The 17748-nt window shown below is 51.4% G+C and carries 13 protein-coding genes and 1 rRNA gene; 8 read left to right on the forward strand and 6 right to left on the reverse strand.

What is annotated here, in order from left to right:
* Positions 1-327: ribosomal RNA gene (locus SACSAC_RS00005) — 16S ribosomal RNA — on the reverse strand; the annotation flags it as partial.
* A gap of 583 nt (positions 328-910) precedes the next feature.
* Between SACSAC_RS00005 and SACSAC_RS00010 the strand changes: the two genes are divergently transcribed.
* On the forward strand, positions 911-2020 hold the full coding sequence (locus SACSAC_RS00010) for an AI-2E family transporter (protein ID WP_037282148.1): 1110 nt from the start codon (positions 911-913) through the stop codon (positions 2018-2020).
* A gap of 109 nt (positions 2021-2129) precedes the next feature.
* Here the strand turns inward: SACSAC_RS00010 and odhB are convergent, their stop codons facing one another.
* From odhB to SACSAC_RS00025, 3 genes are all read right to left on the reverse strand, one after another.
* Positions 2130-3437: a 2-oxoglutarate dehydrogenase complex dihydrolipoyllysine-residue succinyltransferase gene (odhB, locus tag SACSAC_RS00015; protein ID WP_037282150.1), complete on the reverse strand. Its 1308-nt coding sequence runs from the start codon at positions 3435-3437 to the stop codon at positions 2130-2132.
* A gap of 4 nt (positions 3438-3441) precedes the next feature.
* Positions 3442-6324 carry a 2-oxoglutarate dehydrogenase E1 component gene (locus tag SACSAC_RS00020; RefSeq protein WP_037282152.1) on the reverse strand — a complete coding sequence of 961 codons (2883 nt, stop codon included), beginning with the start codon at positions 6322-6324 and terminating at the stop codon, positions 3442-3444.
* A gap of 267 nt (positions 6325-6591) precedes the next feature.
* Positions 6592-7464 carry a PPK2 family polyphosphate kinase gene (locus SACSAC_RS00025; protein ID WP_051506747.1) on the reverse strand — a complete coding sequence of 291 codons (873 nt, stop codon included), beginning with the start codon at positions 7462-7464 and terminating at the stop codon, positions 6592-6594.
* A 209-nt stretch (positions 7465-7673) separates the two neighbouring features.
* Between SACSAC_RS00025 and SACSAC_RS27845 the strand changes: the two genes are divergently transcribed.
* Entirely contained in the window at positions 7674-7994 is a 321-nt protein-coding gene (locus tag SACSAC_RS27845) for a hypothetical protein (protein WP_156950919.1), read from the forward strand.
* A 211-nt stretch (positions 7995-8205) separates the two neighbouring features.
* Entirely contained in the window at positions 8206-9432 is a 1227-nt protein-coding gene (gene carA, locus SACSAC_RS00030) for a glutamine-hydrolyzing carbamoyl-phosphate synthase small subunit (protein WP_037282156.1), read from the forward strand.
* A gap of 14 nt (positions 9433-9446) precedes the next feature.
* Here the strand turns inward: carA and rsgA are convergent, their stop codons facing one another.
* Positions 9447-10646: a ribosome small subunit-dependent GTPase A gene (gene rsgA / locus SACSAC_RS00035; protein ID WP_245608562.1), complete on the reverse strand. Its 1200-nt coding sequence runs from the start codon at positions 10644-10646 to the stop codon at positions 9447-9449.
* A gap of 507 nt (positions 10647-11153) precedes the next feature.
* Between rsgA and SACSAC_RS00040 the strand changes: the two genes are divergently transcribed.
* Both SACSAC_RS00040 and SACSAC_RS00045 read left to right on the forward strand, forming a co-directional pair.
* Positions 11154-12161, forward strand: coding sequence for a YpdA family putative bacillithiol disulfide reductase (locus SACSAC_RS00040; RefSeq protein WP_037282162.1), 1008 nt, complete (start codon positions 11154-11156; stop codon positions 12159-12161).
* A gap of 93 nt (positions 12162-12254) precedes the next feature.
* On the forward strand, positions 12255-12761 hold the full coding sequence (locus SACSAC_RS00045; protein WP_037282165.1) for a hypothetical protein: 507 nt from the start codon (positions 12255-12257) through the stop codon (positions 12759-12761).
* A gap of 67 nt (positions 12762-12828) precedes the next feature.
* On the opposite strand, the gene SACSAC_RS00050 is transcribed toward SACSAC_RS00045, so the two are convergent.
* On the reverse strand, positions 12829-13122 hold the full coding sequence (locus SACSAC_RS00050) for a HesB/YadR/YfhF family protein (protein WP_037282166.1): 294 nt from the start codon (positions 13120-13122) through the stop codon (positions 12829-12831).
* A 278-nt stretch (positions 13123-13400) separates the two neighbouring features.
* Between SACSAC_RS00050 and SACSAC_RS28560 the strand changes: the two genes are divergently transcribed.
* From SACSAC_RS28560 to SACSAC_RS00060, 3 genes are all read left to right on the forward strand, one after another.
* Positions 13401-13523: a hypothetical protein gene (locus SACSAC_RS28560; RefSeq protein WP_281175739.1), complete on the forward strand. Its 123-nt coding sequence runs from the start codon at positions 13401-13403 to the stop codon at positions 13521-13523.
* Between the two features lie 177 nt (positions 13524-13700).
* Positions 13701-15473, forward strand: a complete 1773-nt coding sequence (locus SACSAC_RS00055) for an ABC transporter ATP-binding protein (RefSeq protein WP_037282169.1) — start codon at positions 13701-13703, stop codon at positions 15471-15473.
* The gene (locus tag SACSAC_RS00060) at positions 15463-17598 is read left to right on the forward strand and encodes an ABC transporter ATP-binding protein (RefSeq protein ID WP_037282171.1); all 2136 of its coding nucleotides are present in this window, start codon (positions 15463-15465) and stop codon (positions 17596-17598) included. Before SACSAC_RS00055 ends, SACSAC_RS00060 begins: the two co-directional genes overlap by 11 nt.
* Positions 17599-17748 lie beyond the last annotated feature (150 nt).

Consider the following 17748-nt stretch of genomic DNA (forward strand, 5'->3'; position numbering starts at 1 on the left):
CCAGTGTGGCCGTTCACCCTCTCAGGTCGGCTACGCATCGTCGCCTTGGTGAGCCGTTACCCCACCAACTAGCTAATGCGCCGCAGGCCCATCTCTCAGTGACAGCTTGCGCCGTCTTTCCTCATCCTCCGATGCCAGAAGATGATGTATTCGGTATTAGCATCCGTTTCCGGAAGTTATCCCAAACTGAAAGGCAGGTTGCCTACGTGTTACTCACCCGTCCGCCGCTAACCTCGGTGAAACAAGTTTCACCTTAGTCCGCTCGACTTGCATGTATTAGGCATGCGGCCAGCGTTCGTCCTGAGCCAGGATCTAACTCTGCATTAAGGTGGCGACCGAAGTGGCCGTTTAATAGAAAGCACGATGTGCTCGTTTAAAACGTTGGCGATTCTTGATTGCTCAAGAATCTTATATTCTCACGATGATCTTCATCATCGCGACTCACTTACTGTTCAGTTTTCAAGGAGCAAACGGTGTTTCTCGTTTCTGCCGTTCAGCGTTTCGCTCGCAGCAGCAACTCTTATATATTAGCACGTTCGTATTCGTTGGGCAAGTCTTTTTTTGAAATCTATTTTTCAGCTTCGTTTGAAGCTTCCTTTTCGATCTCCTGTTGACTCGCTCACTTGTTCGAACCGCACCGGCGCTCTCTCAAGGCCGTCTACAGAATATACCACGCTCAAAGCTGTATAGCAAGCATTTTCTATTTATCAAATTCACCTCGCTAATGTATAAGAATATTTACAAGTGTAAACCTATAATCGTCGCTTCTTAATTTAGGTTATAATAAGAAAAGGATTCAATTCAACCACATAAGAGCGCCTAGTATAGTAATAATCCAATTTCGCCCAAATTGAAACGCTTTCATTTTAATTCCCCTTGTTATTTCACATTTTGTTCAAAGGAGGCTCTTATGTTTAAATCCGATCGTTTTATGAGAACCAGTCTACATATCATTTTCGTTTTGATCATTCTATTCCTGCTCACTCAGATTCCAAGTATCCTCGCACCGCTCAAAGCCGCTTTCAGCTTAATCTTCTTTCCTATTGCAATGTCGCTTTTTCTCTACTACTTATTCAGACCCACGATTCGGAAATTGCACGATTGGCATATTAAGCGTCCCTGGTCGATTTTAATGTTGTACGCCGCTGCGGTTGGGGTGTTTGCGGGTTTCGCAATTTGGGTGTGGCCGATCTTGCGCTCGCAATTTCTCAACTTTAGCGACAACCTTCCCCAACTTGCGCAAAACTTTTCCACCCAGCTACAATTGCTCATGCTTAAAGTTCAGGAGCAAGAAATTTGGGGCACGCGCATAAACGATATCGACGTGGGAATTGATATTCCGCAGCAATTATCGGGTTACCTTGAAAATGTATTGAATTCAATTAGCAACTCACTGACGAGCGCATTGTCTACAGTGGCGTGGATCTTCCTTGTGGTTTCTACGGTTCCTATGATTCTTTACTTTATGCTGAAAGACGATCGTAAAGGATACGCCTTCTTGCTTAAAGCCGCTCCAATGAAAATCCGCCCTACATTCCGCGATATGGCGAAAGACATTGATTCAGCACTAAGCGGATTTATTGTCGGTCGCGTTTTGCTGGCAGCTTGCGTAGGAGTCTTCGACTTAATCGGTTTCCTCATTGTTGGCGTTCCGTATCCTCTCCTTTTGGTGTTGTTTATCATTTTGACTGACATGATTCCGTATATCGGCGTATATCTCGGAGCGATTCCTGTTGTAATTGTAGGTTTCATTGATTCTCCGACTTCTGTGATCTGGATTATTGTCGTCATCGTTCTGGGACAAATGCTGCGCAATAACTTATTGTCACCGATGATTTACGGCTCTGCGCTGGATATTCATCCTTTGACTACGGTATTTCTTCTTTTAAGCGGCGGTGCGATTGGTGGCTTCATTGCCATTTTGATCATTATTCCTTCCTATATGGTTGTAAAAATCGTAGCAGTTCATCTGTACCGATACTATCGGAGTTCAAAGTTAACGCGTCCGGATCTTCATTAAAAGAGTACGATTCACCTTATCCGGCATGTCTGTACACAAAAAGATCCCATTCGACCGCGAGGTTCGAACGGGATCTTCTTTATTGCGCATTTGATTCGAATATCAAGTTTTAGCTCTCAATCAACAAGCTTTCCGGATCTTCCAGCAGTTCCTTCACTTTTACAAGGAATCTTACCGCTTCCGAGCCATCAATGATCCGGTGATCGTAAGAGAGGGCGATATACATCATTGGACGATTCTCCATACGCTCTTCATCTATCGCTACCGGGCGTAGTTGAATCTTGTGCATACCGAGAATCCCCACCTGAGGCGCATTTAGGATCGGCGTGGACAGCAGTGAACCGAAGACGCCGCCGTTCGTGATTGTAAAGGTTCCGCCTTGCAGATCAGACAACGCCAATTGATTATCGCGCGCTTTCGTAGCCAGTCCGGCGATCGATTTCTCGATTTCGGCGAAGCCCAGGCGATCGGCGTTACGAACGACCGGAACAACCAGACCTTCTTTGGCCGATACGGCAATGCCGATATCGTAGAATTTCTTGTAAACCACTTCGTCGCCGTCGATCTCCGCATTAACCGCCGGGAACGCTTTGAGCGCGCCGACGACTGCTTTAGTGAAGAAAGACATGAAACCGAGGTTTACATCGAATTTTTGCTTGAAGTTGTCTTTCCGGCGTTTCCGTACATCCAGAATCGCTGTCATGTCGACTTCATTAAATGTTGTCAGCATAGCTGCGTTATGCTGAGCTTCAACAAGACGAGTCGCGATCGTCTGACGGCGACGCGACATGCGTTGGCGTTCAACCGGCTTCAACGGGTCGACCGCCGCCGGTGCTTTCGGCGGTGCTTTTGGCGGAGCAGCCTGGGGCTGCGGCGCCGCTTGAGGTTGCGAAGTCGGAGCGCCTTCCGCGAACGATTTCACATCGCCGGAGTAGACGCGGCCGATAGGGTCCGCGCTCGGCACGCTGCCCAGTTCGACGCCGCGTTCGCGCGCGAGCTTGCGCGCAGCCGGCGAAGCTTTGGTTCCGGCGTCGCCGTTTTCCGCAGGAGGCGGGCTGGCCGCCTCGGCAGCTTTCGGGCTTTCCGGAAGCGAAGCCGACGGAGCCGATGCTTCGGCTGCGGCAGCAGGGCTTTCTTCGCCTTTCGGCGCGGAAGCCGTTCCTGTCGTCGAAGATGCAGCGTCCCCGGTACGGATGCGGCCGATCACTTCGCCGACCTGAACCGTATCGCCTTCTTGACGCAAACGGGTCTCGATCAAACCGCTGGATTCTGCACTGACTTCCAGATTGACTTTATCCGTTTCCAGCTCTAGCAGTACGTCGCCTTGTTGAACAGCGTCGCCTTCCGCTACCGTCCAACGCAAAATCGTGCCTTCGGTAACGGACTCTCCCATTTCCGGTACTTTAATGTCGCTCACGGCGTTACCTCCCCAAACTCATTTGATTTTTTTTCGACGTATTCTGATTCTGGCCAAGGGCCGTCTGAATGATCTTCTGCTGCTCAAAAGTATGGATGTGTTGGTAACCGCTCGCCGGGCTGGAACGCTCCGGTCTGCCCGTGTAGCTCACTTCAACGCCCTTTGGTGCCACAGACCGAATGTTCGGGTCGATGTAGCGCCAAGCGCCCATGTTATGCGGTTCCTCTTGGACCCAATAAATCTCTTCGAGATTGTTGAATCGTTCGAGGAAGTCCGACACTTCGCGCGCAGGGAACGGATAGAGCTGTTCGATTCTTAAAATATGCAGCCAGCTCCAGTCGGCTTCGGTATCTTTTTCGATCGCGTCTTCCAACTCGACCGCGATCTTGCCGCTGCACATCAGCACGCGAGTGACACGATCCGGAGCGTCGCCCAGTCCCGCTTGTTCGATGGTCGATTTGAAGCTTCCGTCCGTAAAGTCGGAAGCCGATGAAGCCACGCGCGGATTGCGGATCAAGCTCTTCGGCGACATCACCACAAGCGGCTTGGCATCCTCGCGGGTCGTCATCGCGGCTTGTCTGCGCAGCAAGTGGAAATACTGCGCCGCGCTGGTCAAGCTTACGACCGTACAGTTGTTTTCTCCGGCCAACTGAAGGTAACGCTCCAATCTTGCACTGGAGTGCTCCGGTCCCTGACCTTCGTAACCGTGCGGCAGCAACATGATCAGACTCGACTTTTGCGCCCACTTGGAACGTCCCGGCATAACGAACTGGTCAAGAAGAACCTGACCGGCATTCGCGAAATCGCCGTACTGCGCTTCCCAAATGACCATCGTTTGCGGCGAGTAGACGTTATAACCGTACTCGAAGCCGATGACCGAAGCTTCAGACAGCGGACTGTTGTGAATGGCGAACGAAGCGTTGGCTTCAGGCAACTCATGCAGAGGGCAGTAAGTCTCTCCCGTTTGCGAATCGTGCAGAACCAAGTTGCGATGCGCGAAGGTCGCGCGTTCGACGTCCTGGCCGCTGATGCGGATCGGCGTTCCGTCCGACAGGATCGTGGCGAAAGCAAGCGTCTCCGCTTGGCCCCAGTCCACTTTTTCCCCGTCGTCAAAAGCATTGGAACGACGTTGCAGGATACGCTCCAGCTTCGGATACACGTTGAACGTCTCCGGGCGTTTGAGCAGATTTTCGTTGATTGAACGAAGCTTATCCAGCTCAACCGAAGTTTTCACGGATTCCAAAGGGGTTTCATCAATGCTGGAAGCAAACGGGAACGGATGGCTCGCGCCCTGCTTGCCGTTTTTCATCTGTTCATACTCTTCCTTGAAAACAGCCACGATCTTTTCGCGAAGCTCTTCGAGGCCTCGCTCGCCAATCAAACCGCTTTTATGCAATTTTTTAGAAAAAATAGTCGCGGCGGTATCATGAGCTCTGACTTTTTTGTAAATGAGCGGTTGAGTCGTTTCCGGATCATCCGTCTCGTTATGACCGTAACGGCGATAACCGATCAGATCGATAACGAAGTCTTTTTTAAACGTCATGCGATACTCGCAGGCCAAACGGACGGCGGCAATGCAGGCTTCCGGATCGTCGGCATTAACGTGAACGATCGGAATCTCATAGCCTTTCGCCAAGTCGCTTGCGTAATGCGTGGAACGGGAATCGCCGCTTTCGGTGGTAAAACCAAGCCGGTTGTTGGCAATGATATGTACCGTTCCTCCGTTTTGATAGCCCGGAAGCTGATTGAAGTTGAGCGTCTCCGCCACAACCCCTTCACCGGGGAAAGCCGCGTCGCCGTGGACAAGAATCGATGCCGCGCTATTCGTGTTCTGCTTCGGATAGCCGGGCTGACTGCGGTCTTCCTGCGCCGCGCGCGCAAAGCCTTCGACAACCGGATCGACGTATTCCAAGTGACTCGGGTTGTTCGCAAGCGTAAGCCGCGTTTTGCCTTCCTCGCCGATCGCTCGTTTTTCGCCCAAGTGATACTTCACGTCGCCGGTCCAGCCGAAGTTGATCCCCATGGAGCCTTCGGAAGGCATCAGGTCTTTATTCGGCGCATGGTGGAACTCGGAGAAAATTCGACCGTAAGGCTTGCCGAGCACGTGTGCCAGCACGTTCAGACGTCCGCGGTGGGCCATGCCCATCAAAACGTGTTCCGCGCCCGCTTTGGAAAATCCGCGTACAAGTTCATCCATTACGGGTACAAGCATATCGATCCCTTCAATGGAGAAACGCTTTTGCCCGACGAATGTACGATGCAGGAATTCCTCGAATTGCTCGACCTGCACGAGGCGTTCCAGCAGTGCCTTACGTTCTTCAGGCGTCAGTCCGCCGTTAGCCGTTTGCAGTTCGGCACGTTGATTCAGCCAATCTCGTTCTTTTTCGTCATGCACATGCGAAAATTCATAGGCAGTCGTTCCGGTATACACTTCCCGCAACCTGCGAATCGCATCCAATCCGGTTACGACGCCTTCCGGCGCTTCTTCCCAAATCAACGATGCCGGAAGCGATGCCAGATCCTGTTCCGACAAACCGACTTCTTTCGGCTCCAGGAACGACACCTGAGGTTGTTCATCCAATCCGATCGGATCGATGTCGGCGGCCAAATGCCCGTAGGTACGAATGTTCCATACCAGCTTGCTTGCTGCAACCGCTTTCTTTAATGATTGCGAATCAAGGGCCGTTCCTTCCGATTCAAAAGAAGCCGGGACATTCGAAGCGCGATACTGCGGCGGCGCGCCGAAGCGTTCGAATAGTTCCCGATAGGAAGCTTCTACCGATGCAGGGTCCTCCTGATATCGCTCATATTGCTCCTGTACGTATCCTAGGTTCGGACCGTAATACTTTTCCCATGGCTCATGCGTGCTCGAAATTTGTTTCGTCATCGCTGCCACCCTCCGTCTTGTGTTTGCAAAAGCCGATTCCAGTTGAGTAGTTTTTTACAAATTGGTGAACAAAGCGTTTACTTCTCGATTGTACCCCTTTTTGCTAGCGAGTTCAATTTATTCGGCACGTTACTTGCTAAATTTTTAACTGACCTTACAGCCACGTGTAAGCGTTCGCTTTTTCCAGTTGGATCGACGCTTCGGTCACTCATGAAACCGCCGGGTCAATTCCTTGTTTTTACAATTCGAAAAGAAGTTCGCGCTGCTTTATTTCTTCGTCTTCGGGTTTTTGCTTTTTTTGAAGTTTCCGGCCTCGTTATCCCGCTCATCGTAAAGTTCAGGCAGAAGGTCTTGCAATTCGGGAACGGGAGGCGGAAATTCAAGATCAAGCTTTTCCAAAGTATCCACCGCAATACGAAGCACAGCCAGATCGCGCATCGCTCGATCGTCGGCAGGCACGACGTGCCACGGAAGATCGGAGCTCGCGCATTCGGTCAAAACATCTTCGTAGCAGGCCTGATATTTGTCCCAATGCTTGCGTTCCGCCAGATCGCTGGGATCGAACTTCCAATTTTTGTCCGGATTTTCGATGCGGGCAATCAACTTATCCAGTTGGAAGCTTTTCGAAATATGCAAAAAGATTTTAACGACGACGATCCCGTTCTCCCTAAGCATGTTCTCGAAATCGTTAATTTGCGCGAAACGCTTCTTGGCTTTCTTATCCTCGATGGTACCGTGAACGCGAGTAATCAGTACATCTTCATAGTAGGAACGATTGAATGCCGCAATATAGCCGCGTGCCGGGACATGCCGATGCGCACGCCAAAGATAATCATGCTCCGTTTCTTCGTCTGTCGGCGCTTTGAAGCTATGCGTAAGCACGCCTTGCGGATTCACTTCGGAGAAGACGTGGTTGATCGTTCCGTCTTTTCCGCTGCAATCCATCCCTTGAAAAACAAAAAGCACCGCATGGCTCCGGGAAGCGAACAGTTTTTCTTGCAGGTGTTCCAATTTGCGATTCAGTTTCTTCTTTTTGCGAGCAATTTCGGGCGCATCAGGTCGGTCTTCCGCAGGATAATCGGTAGCGATCTGATCCAGGCTAACCTTTTCTCCGGTGCATAGCTGCGTCTTTGTTTTCATTGGTTTACGTCACTCCTTCGCATTATCAATACCCGTTTTCAGGCATTTTGCCGCCATGTTTGCAAACAAAGACGCGAAGAAAACAAAAAGAGTATCGGATTTTCAAGGTGTCGTTTCAAAAAAAAGCCCCGTGGTAATAATTGCTCAGACCGTGATTAAAGAATATACAAAAAGTGGAAAACAAAAATTATAGAGAAGGAGGTCCGGTCATGTTTTTAAAACGAAATTGCCTCTGTGGTTCTTGCTTCCAGACTTTTGAATGTACCGGAGCCTTCAGCCCCGACAGCGATCGCTATATCAAAGGTGCTGTAGCGTGGATGAAGATCGTCGCCCGAGAGCCGGGACGCTTGCTGATGGAAGGTCATACTTTATGCACGTATTGTTCGAACCCGCATCAATTTCTGGTCGAATACGATTGCGTAAAAGATCAATATAATGAAGCTTCCGATTTGAGTCCGAGTCAGCCGTTCATCCCCCGCTCTTCTGAAAGAACTCAATCAGGGCGTCCAAGCCCTTCATTCGGATTTTGACGGATGCGCGCAACTCCAAGCCAATAAATACGGGCAAGTAAAAAAACGGACTCCTCGTTCGTTTTTTTATTGAATCGTTTGCATATTTATTCTATTCGTTGTATATTTAATTAAACAAAATTTGAAGAGCCTCATGCCTGCCTGACACTTGTCAATAACGGCGAAAGGGCCTTACGCATACAAGCAAGCGCAGCCCAGGGAGGGAACGACGATGAAAGCCAGATTACTATTGGAAGACGGGACATTATTCACAGGAATTTCATTCGGCAGCGATAAACAGATGACCGGTGAAGTGGTCTTTAATACAGGGATTACAGGTTACCAGGAGGTCTTATCCGACCCTTCTTATTGCGGGCAAATCGTGACGATGACTCAACCGCTAATCGGGAACTATGGAATTAACCGCGAGGACTTCGAAGCGATTCGCCCTTGGATTCACGGATTCGTGGTGCGTCGTCACGAGACAGCACCCAGTAACTGGCGTTCCGAATACGACCTCGGTACATTATTGAAGGAATACGATATTCCGGGCATTGCTGATATCGATACGCGGATGTTGACTCGCCGTCTGCGTAACCAAGGTACATTGCGAGGTCTGATTACAACGGGATCGGCCAGCACGGAAGAACTGTTGGAGCAATTGAATGCTGCATCAGCGCTGCGTGATCAGGTGAACCAAGTATCCACGCCGCGCGCCTATCGCGTGCCGGGCACCAAACAACGCGTCGTGGTCATCGATTACGGCAGCAAAGCGGGCATTGTGCGCGAATTGGGCGATCGGGGTTGCGATGTGATCGTTGTCCCTCATACATCGAGCGCGGCGGAAATTAACCGTTACAACCCGGACGGGGTGCTTCTGTCGAACGGCCCCGGAGATCCAAAAGACGTGCCGCAAGCCATTAATACCGTTCGCGAACTGATCGGTCAACTTCCGCTATTCGGCATTTGCTTGGGTCATCAGTTATTCGCTCTGGCTTCGGGCGCGGATACGACGAAGCTTAAATTCGGGCATCGCGGCTCTAACCACCCGGTCAAGGAAGTCGCTTCTGGACGTTGCCTGATCACCTCGCAAAACCATAGCTATTCGGTATTGGAAACGACTTTGGATAATACGGATCTTGAAATTACGCATGTCAATAACAATGACGGAAGCGTAGAAGGACTTAAACATAAGAGCGCTCCCGCCTTTTCCGTACAGTTCCATCCGGAAGCCGCACCGGGGCCTATGGACAGCAATCGCTTATTTGACGAGTTTTTACAAATGATTGACGAGTTCAAAGCAAGTCGTGCGCCATTCGTCTCCTCGACGACGAAGTCGCGAACAGCCGCTGCCGTGGCAGGTGCAAGCACGGTCGCTTCCCATCAACAGATAAAAACCAAAGAAGCGGACGTCGCGACTCCCCCTATGGAGAAAGTGCTTGCTCCGTCCGCCTTTTAAATCAAGATTCTGAATTATTCTTCATGCAGCCAATTCTTATCACGCCGTTCCTTACGCTGGTCCCGCTTGCCGTTCCCGGCATTGCGACCCGTGGCGGAACGGCTTTTTTCTTTGCGTTCCAGAAAAGCCAGCTCACGCTGCGTTTTGCGGTAGCTGCCCAGGCGACCAGAGTCCAGCTCTCCATCGTTCATAGCTTCTCTAACGGCACACCCTTCTTCACGGTTATGCGAGCAATCGCGGAAACGGCAATTGCCGGCCAAACTTTCAATATCCGAGAACGTGCCCGACATGCCGTCCTCTTCGCCCTCCCAAAGCTGAAGTTCGCGCATTCCGGGGGTATCGATCAACACGCCGCCGCCCGGAATCTCGAACATTTGGCGATGCGTCGTCGTATGCCGCCCGCGGCTGTCGTCCTCGCGAATATCGCTTGTACGTTGTACGTGTCCTCCCGCGAGGTAATTGGTCAATGTAGACTTGCCGCATCCCGACGTTCCGGCCAAGGCGCAGCTGCGTCCGCCCGCAAAGTATCCCGCTGCTTGCTCCATTCCTTCGCCGGTCTGCGCACTAACAATATGAAACGGAACGCCGGGAGCCGCCAGCGACACTTCGGACAAGGCTTGTAAACGGAATGCTTCATCGCATAGATCGGCCTTACTTAACAGGATCACGGGCTGTGCGCCCGCATTCCAGGCCATAATCAAGTATCGCTCCAGACGACGAATATTCAGATCATAGTTTAGCGAAGTGACCAAAAATAACGTATCGACATTTGTGGCAATGATTTGTTCACGAACCGGATTTCCGGCCGCTTTACGTGAAATCTTGCTGCGACGAGGCAATACGCCATGAATGCGCGCCCGACGTTCTCCGGGTAAACATTCAGCCGCCAACCAATCTCCGACAGCCGGAAGTTCCGCGCCGTGCTCCGTCGAATGTCGCATTTTCCCACTGGTTTCCGCCGTATATTCCCCTGCTGCCGTGGCAACTTTGAACTGCTGCCCGAAATCGGCCGTCATGCGGACAGGGGTCAGGCCTGCGGCTTCAAATCCGGCCGCGAGCCACGCTTCTTGCCAGGACGAGTCCCAACCGTAAGCTTCCTGGAAAATGCGCTCCTCCTCGGTCTTTTTTATAGCCGAAACGCCTGATTGTTGCATGTCTTGCGTATCGGCAGAGTTATTTACGATTTCGTTAATGCTCTTCATTGTTTTATTCATGATTCCTCCGAATTTATGGGATTTGGGTTGTATTCAAAAATGACTCAACGACTCTCTCCCCATTCCAATCGATCCGGCAAACCACGCAAAAAAGCCGGGGAGAGAACTCTCCCCGGCTGCCTGAACCCGCGCTAAAATCCGCAACAGGCAGCATCCGTCAGCACATACGCTGCGAAGCGCCCATGTTCGAACTCTTGATGAACAAGATTAAGAACGCGTGCAATCCGTCCGTATCACTGATCTTGGAGAGAGCTTGCGACCTCTAACAACAATCGAATGTAAAGTTCCCATAGCTCATCTCTCCCTTCATCAGTATTTGCCACTCATTCTAGCGGAGCCTAAAATAGATTGTCAAGACTTTTTTCTCAAGATTGTAACAAGCTTTATAGCAGGCCGGTTGGACGAAGCGACCGCTTTGCGCGATAATAAACAAGAGCGCCGTCCGCGTGACGCAGGCAGCGACAACTGCAGTTTACACATACAATCAAGGGGGAACAAGCACCTATCATGGAAAAAGAAGACGTTCTGATTATCGGAGCAGGACCGTGCGGATTATCCGCCGCAATCGAGTGCGGCCGCCGCGGGTTATCTGTTCGGATCATCGAAAAACATAATGTGGTCCACTCGATTTATCTGTATCCGACGAATATGCAGTTTTTCAGCACGGCCGAACTGCTCGAAATCGGCGATGTGCCTTTTACTTCGCCGAACGAAAAGCCTTTCCGTCACGAAGCATTGGCTTACTACCGCAAGGTGGCCGATCGCTATAATCTGCGCATTTCTTCTTACGAGGAAGCGTTGGCGATCAAACCGCAGGAAGACGGAACTTTCAAAGTGGAGACACGCGACCGCGCAGGCAACGAGCGTGAATATGCCGCCGGCAGCGTTGTCGTTTCCACCGGTTATTTCGACCATCCGAACGAGCTGGGCATCCCCGGTGAGGAAAAGGATAAGGTCACTCATTATTTCCGCGAAGCACATCCGTATGCCGGCATGAACGTAGCGATCGTCGGAGGCAGCAATTCCGCCGTCGATGCCGCGTTGGAGCTGATCCGCGTCGGAGCCAAAATCGATATGATCTATCGACGAACCGAAATTTCCCAGCATATCAAACCTTGGGTGCGTCCGCTGTTCGAGGGCATGATCGCCAAAGGCAAGATTACGCTGCATCTCGGCTCGAAGCTGACCGAGATTGGCGAAGATTACGTCGTTGTTCAAGGACCCGAGACCGAATCGCGCATTCACAACGACTTCGTGCTCGCGATGACCGGTTTCCGTCCGGATCGCAAACTTCTGACGGAAGCCGGGGCTCAAATGTCTGATGACCTGGACAAACCCGTCTTTGATGCGGAAACGATGGAAACGGGCGTGCCGGGTCTGTATGTAGCGGGCGTCATCGCTTCCGGTCGCAATGCCAATGAAGTGTTTATCGAGAGCGGACGTTTGCATGGCGGGTTCATTGCCGATCATATCGCCAAGCGGGCAAATGCAGAGGAAAACTCTGTAAAAGGCTGATTTCACTGTCCGCTTGTGCTATACTTCCCACATACAGGATTTGGCCGGGTTGATTGCAAAAGGGTTGCCAGGCCGCTAGGAGGACCGCTATTTATGTCTCAACGTTTTGTCATTGAAGCCGTCATGGTCGCCATCTACGGGCAATTGCTCTCGGCGAACCGTCCGGTCGAATATATCGTTCCGTACACGACCGTATTGGAACTTTACGAATTCGAAGAAGGTGCGGAGCCGCTGATGAACGAGCCGGGCGACGACCAACATGTCAAAGAAAAAGTAAAAGAATTAATCGCCTATTTCGAAGAGCCTTTGAACAAGAAAAAAATTCAGAAGGCACTTACGATTCCTTGGGCAAAAAGCGCACCGATCTTGCTGGGTGACCAGATTAAACTCAGCGTAATCAACGCCGTGGATAATGCGCATTACGGCGAGCTGTTCGATCCGATCGAAACGGAAGTCCTGCTTTCTTCGCTGAAGGAAGAAGCGCCTGTTCTGACCGACCAGCTTGAGATGATTCAACGGATTATCTCGGCTGCGGTACCTATTCAGGTATTCGATATCGACGACTTCGAATTTGCTTTGGAAGGAACGGCGCATTTGTAACGGATTGAAGGCTGCGCATAAAAAAGACGAACGACCGAGCATATCGGTTCGTTCGTCTTTTTTGTTCTTACTCTTGCTCGTAAGCGTACAAGATATCGTCATGCTCCGGCAAATACGTCACGTTCAGGCGGTAACCGTCGAGATACCAGAGATCTTTTTCCTCCATGTAAAACGTGATGCCTTCCGACGACTGCGTCAACCCCGGACTGCTTGGCATCTCGGTCGCAATCCCGAGCGAAAATCCCGGATGAATGTCGCTCGTGTTGCTGTATCTGGCATAAAAGCGAATATAATCACCCGATTGCAGACCCAGCTCTTTCTTGTACCAGTCTGCGGCTTGCTGCGTGACATTGAGACTCATCTTGGGTTCCCTCCTTCGCGCGATAACGGGACTGTTGAAAAGCGTCCCTTTTCCCTATTCATCATACCGCAGAAAAGCTCCTCCGACAAACCAAAATGCTTGCTTTCAATCTTTTTTCATTACGTTTTCTTGGTTGCGACTCCTGTTCGCGTTTATTCATGTTCACATTTCGTTCACAATCTAAAACTTTTTCGTTGACTTTTTCTGAGAGACGGTGCTAAAATCGGGAGCATACGAGATCATTTTGCGATCATCAAAATTAGGAAGGAGTGAATTCGATGTCTACGTTCAAGGAAAGCTTTGCCGTTCGCCCTCAAGAGGTTTATCGTCCGCTGCGCGCCCTTTCCCAACTTCATATCGATGAAGCTTCCGTCCGTTGTCTTCCGGCACGCAATTCCTGATCGTTCGCGGTCCGGGTTCTGCCCCGCAAGACAAAAAAACGCGACGATTGGTTTTGTCCTATCGTCCGCCATATGAATCGTTTTTTAAAGCATATCGCGCACCGCGATATGCTTTTTTTGCGGTTTTTCGCAAATTTGATTGGTAAATCTATCGTAACGAAGAAAGGAAGTGATGGAATGTTTTCCGTCCTTCGCAACCTCGGCTGGTTTTTCCGGCAGGAAAAAAGGCGTTATCTGATCGGCATATTTTTCCTCGTCATCGTCGGCATTATTGAATTGCTGCCTCCTCGGTTGATCGGTATCGCCGTCGACGATATCGCCGGCGGCCTGATCACGACCGAGCGGTTGTTCATGTACATCGGTGGCATCTTGGCCCTGCTTGTCATCATGTACGGAATCACGTACATATGGATGCGCCAGCTCTTCGGCGGCTCCAATCTGGTAGAACGCCTGCTCCGCAGCCGCTTCATGGCTCATTTGCTGCGCATGACGCCTCCGTTTTTTGAACGAAACCGCACAGGCGACTTGATGGCTCGCGCCACCAACGATCTGCGCGCCGTCGCCATGACGGCCGGATTCGGGATGCTGACGCTGACCGACTCTACCCTTTTCCTATTGACTGTATTGCTCGCCATGGGCTTTATCGTCAGTTGGAAACTTACGCTCGCCGCCTTGATCCCTCTTCCGTTCATTGCGATCGGCATGAGCATCTACGGCAAAATTATTCATCAGCGCTACACGGTAGCCCAAGATTCCTTCGGCGACATGAACGACCAGGTGCTGGAATCGGTAGCCGGGATTCGCGTTATTCGCGCTTATGTGCAAGAACGGCACGACGAGAAACGGTTTTCCGATATCACCAACGACGTGTACAAAAAGAACCTGGCCGTCGCGCGCGTCGATGCCGTGTTCGAACCTTATATTCGGCTATGCGTCGGTCTTAGCTACCTGATCGGTCTGGCGTACGGCATCTATCTGGTGTTCCGCAGCGAGCTGACGCTCGGCGACCTGGTCACGTTCAATATGTATCTGGGCATGATGATTTGGCCGATGTTCGCGATCGGCGAGCTGATCAATATCATGCAGCGCGGCGGGGCTTCCCTGGATCGCGTCAATGAGGTCTTATTCACCAAAGCCGACATTGAAGACCCGCAGCATCCGACCGATGTCGCGGCTCCGGACACGATCGAGTTCCGCGACGTCACGTTCCGCTATCCGACGTCGACGGTGGACAATCTGGAGCAGGTCAGCCTGAAACTCCGTGCCGGACAAACGCTGGGCGTCGTCGGGCGCACAGGCAGCGGCAAGTCGACTTTACTCAAGCAGCTCTTGCATGAGTATCCGACAGGCACAGGCGATATTCTGTTATCCGACACGTCTATCGAATCACTAAGCAAAGATCGACTGCATAGCTGGATCGGGTATGTGCCGCAAGAACAAATTCTATTTTCCAAGACCGTTCGCGAAAATATCCGTTACGGCAAATCCGATGCGGACGAAGCCGAGATTATGGAAGCGATCCGAACGGCTGCTTTCGAAGGCGATCTGGAAACGCTCTCCGACGGTCTGGAAACCAAAGTCGGGGAACGCGGCGTCTCTCTCTCGGGCGGCCAAAAACAACGCGTTTCGCTGGCACGCGCTTTTATCGCCGAGCCGCAGATTCTGATTCTCGACGATGCGCTGTCTGCCGTCGATGCACGGACGGAAGCCCGCATCATTCAAAATATCCGCGAGAAACGTGCTGGTAAAACAACGCTGATCTCGACTCACCGTTTGTCTGCCGTCGAACATGCCGATCATATCGTCGTGCTGGAAAAAGGACGCATCGTCGAAGAAGGCACGCATGCCCAGCTTGTTGCATTAGGCGGCTGGTATCGCGAACAATTCGAACGGCAGCAAGTTGAATCCAATCTCTCCTCCGAGGAGGTGCAAAACGATCATGGAGTATAATTCCGAACAACCCGAGAACATCTCTTCGACGCCTAAAAAACAAACCGCGCGAAGATTGTTCCAATATGCTCTAACCGCAAAAGGAACCTTTATCGCAGCTATTATCGCGCTTGCGATCGGGGTTGGCGCTGAACTAGCCAGCCCGTTTATCGCCAAAATGATGATTGACGATCACATGATGGGGATCGAAAATCCTCATTATCAAACAACCGAAGCCAGCGAAGACGCAGTTGCTTACCAAGGTGCCTACTATAAGCGCGGCGACCGATTCGCGGAAGGCGAGACCCGAGGCGAAGAAGTTCGCATTCTCCAAGTCGGGCGAAGTTTCGTATTTGTCGAAGAGCCTGTAACGACGCCCGAAGGCGATCGCAGCTTCGCGGACGGCACGTTGTCTATTCGGACGAACAGCGGCACGGATACGTATCCGGCGCAGCAATTATCCAAAGAAGAGCTGTTCGACTTTTATTCGCCTGAAATTCCGGGCATCATCAATCTCGTCTTGCTCTATCTGCTTTTCTTGGCGATCTCGATCGTGATGGAGTTCGGTAAAACCTATTGGCTCCAATCGTCCGCCAACCGGGTCATTCAAAAGCTTCGCCTGGATCTGTATGCGCAGATTCAGCGGCTTCCGGTCAATTTTTTCGATAATCTGCCCGCCGGTAAAGTTGTCTCTCGTGTCACCAACGATACAGAAGCGGTAAAAGACCTGTTTATCGCGGTATTGTCCAACTTTACAACCGGTATCGTGTACATCACAGGGATCTATGTAGCGCTGTTCATTCTGGACCCGCGCTTGGCGGCAGTCTCGTTGTTCATCGTGCCGCTGATTATTCTGTGGATCTACCTGTACCGCAAAGTCGCGACGAAATACAACACGATCATTCGTTCACGCCTGAGCGAACTGAATGCGATCATCAATGAATCGATCCAAGGCATGTCGATCATCCGCGTCTTCCGTCGGGAAAAACAAACGGAAGCCGAATTCGAAGAGTTGAACGGCGACTATATGAAGCACCAGAACAAAATGCTGAATCTCAACTCGTTCACGTCCCATAACTTGGTTAACGTGCTGCGCAATATCGCGTTTACCGTGGTCATCTGGTACTTCGGCTCCTCGACCATCGACGGTGCCGCATCCATTATCTCGTTGGGTGCCCTGTATGCGTTCGTTGACATTCTCGGTCGTTTATTCCAGCCGATTACCGGCATGGTAAACCAACTGGCCGCGCTCGACTCCGCCATGGTATCCGCAGGGCGGGTGTTCGAACTGCTGGACGAAAAAGGCGAGAACGTCACCGACGGCGGCATGCCGCGCTACAAAGGAAACGTCGCTTTCGACAATGTTTCTTTTGCCTATAACAAAGATTATGTTTTGAAAAACATCTCGTTCGAAGCGAAGCAAGGACAAACGGTCGCCTTGGTCGGTCATACGGGTTCCGGCAAAAGCTCGATCATTAACCTCCTGTTCCGCTTCTACGATCCGCAAAAAGGCACGATCACCATCGACGGTCAAAGCGTGCGCGATCTGCCGAAGCAGCATATCCGTCAGCATATGGGCATCGTGCTGCAAGATCCGTATCTGTTCACAGGCACGATCGCTTCCAATGTCAGTCTGGGCGATGAGCGGATCAGCCGAGAGCGCGTGGAACAAGCCCTTAAAGAAGTCGGCGCAGACAAGATTCTTTCCGACCTTCCCGGCGGATTCGACGAACCGGTTATCGAAAAAGGCAGCACCTTATCCGCGGGCCAACGCCAATTGATCTCATTCGCCCGCGCACTCGCTTTCGATCCGGCGATCTTGATCCTGGATGAAGCCACTGCAAATATCGATACGGAAACCGAAGCTTTGATCCAGTCCGCCCTGAATGTCCTGAAACAAGGCCGTACTACTTTCGTCATCGCCCACCGCTTGTCCACGATCCGCAGCGCAGACCAAATCATGGTTCTTCACCGCGGCGAAATCGTCGAACGCGGCAACCATGACGAGCTGATGGCCGTAGGCGGACGTTACTTCCAGATGTACCAGCTCCAACAAGGCGGCGGCGATTCCATCACCCCCGTCACCGGCAAACCCGAATCCGGCTTCGACGCCCGTCCTGCTTTCGGCGGCGCGAACGGGGATTGAGAAGTGAAGTCGGCAGGTCGGTTATCGACTTGATTTAATGAACGATAAGCGACTTGTCTAACTTGCTTTCAATCTTTGTGGAGCGGATTGATGTTATCTCTTCCTCCCCTCATTAGGCAAACAAAAAGAGCGCCCCGAATCGGAGCGCTC

The organism is Saccharibacillus sacchari DSM 19268 (genome assembly GCF_000585395.1).
GTDB lineage: Bacteria > Bacillota > Bacilli > Paenibacillales > Paenibacillaceae > Saccharibacillus > Saccharibacillus sacchari.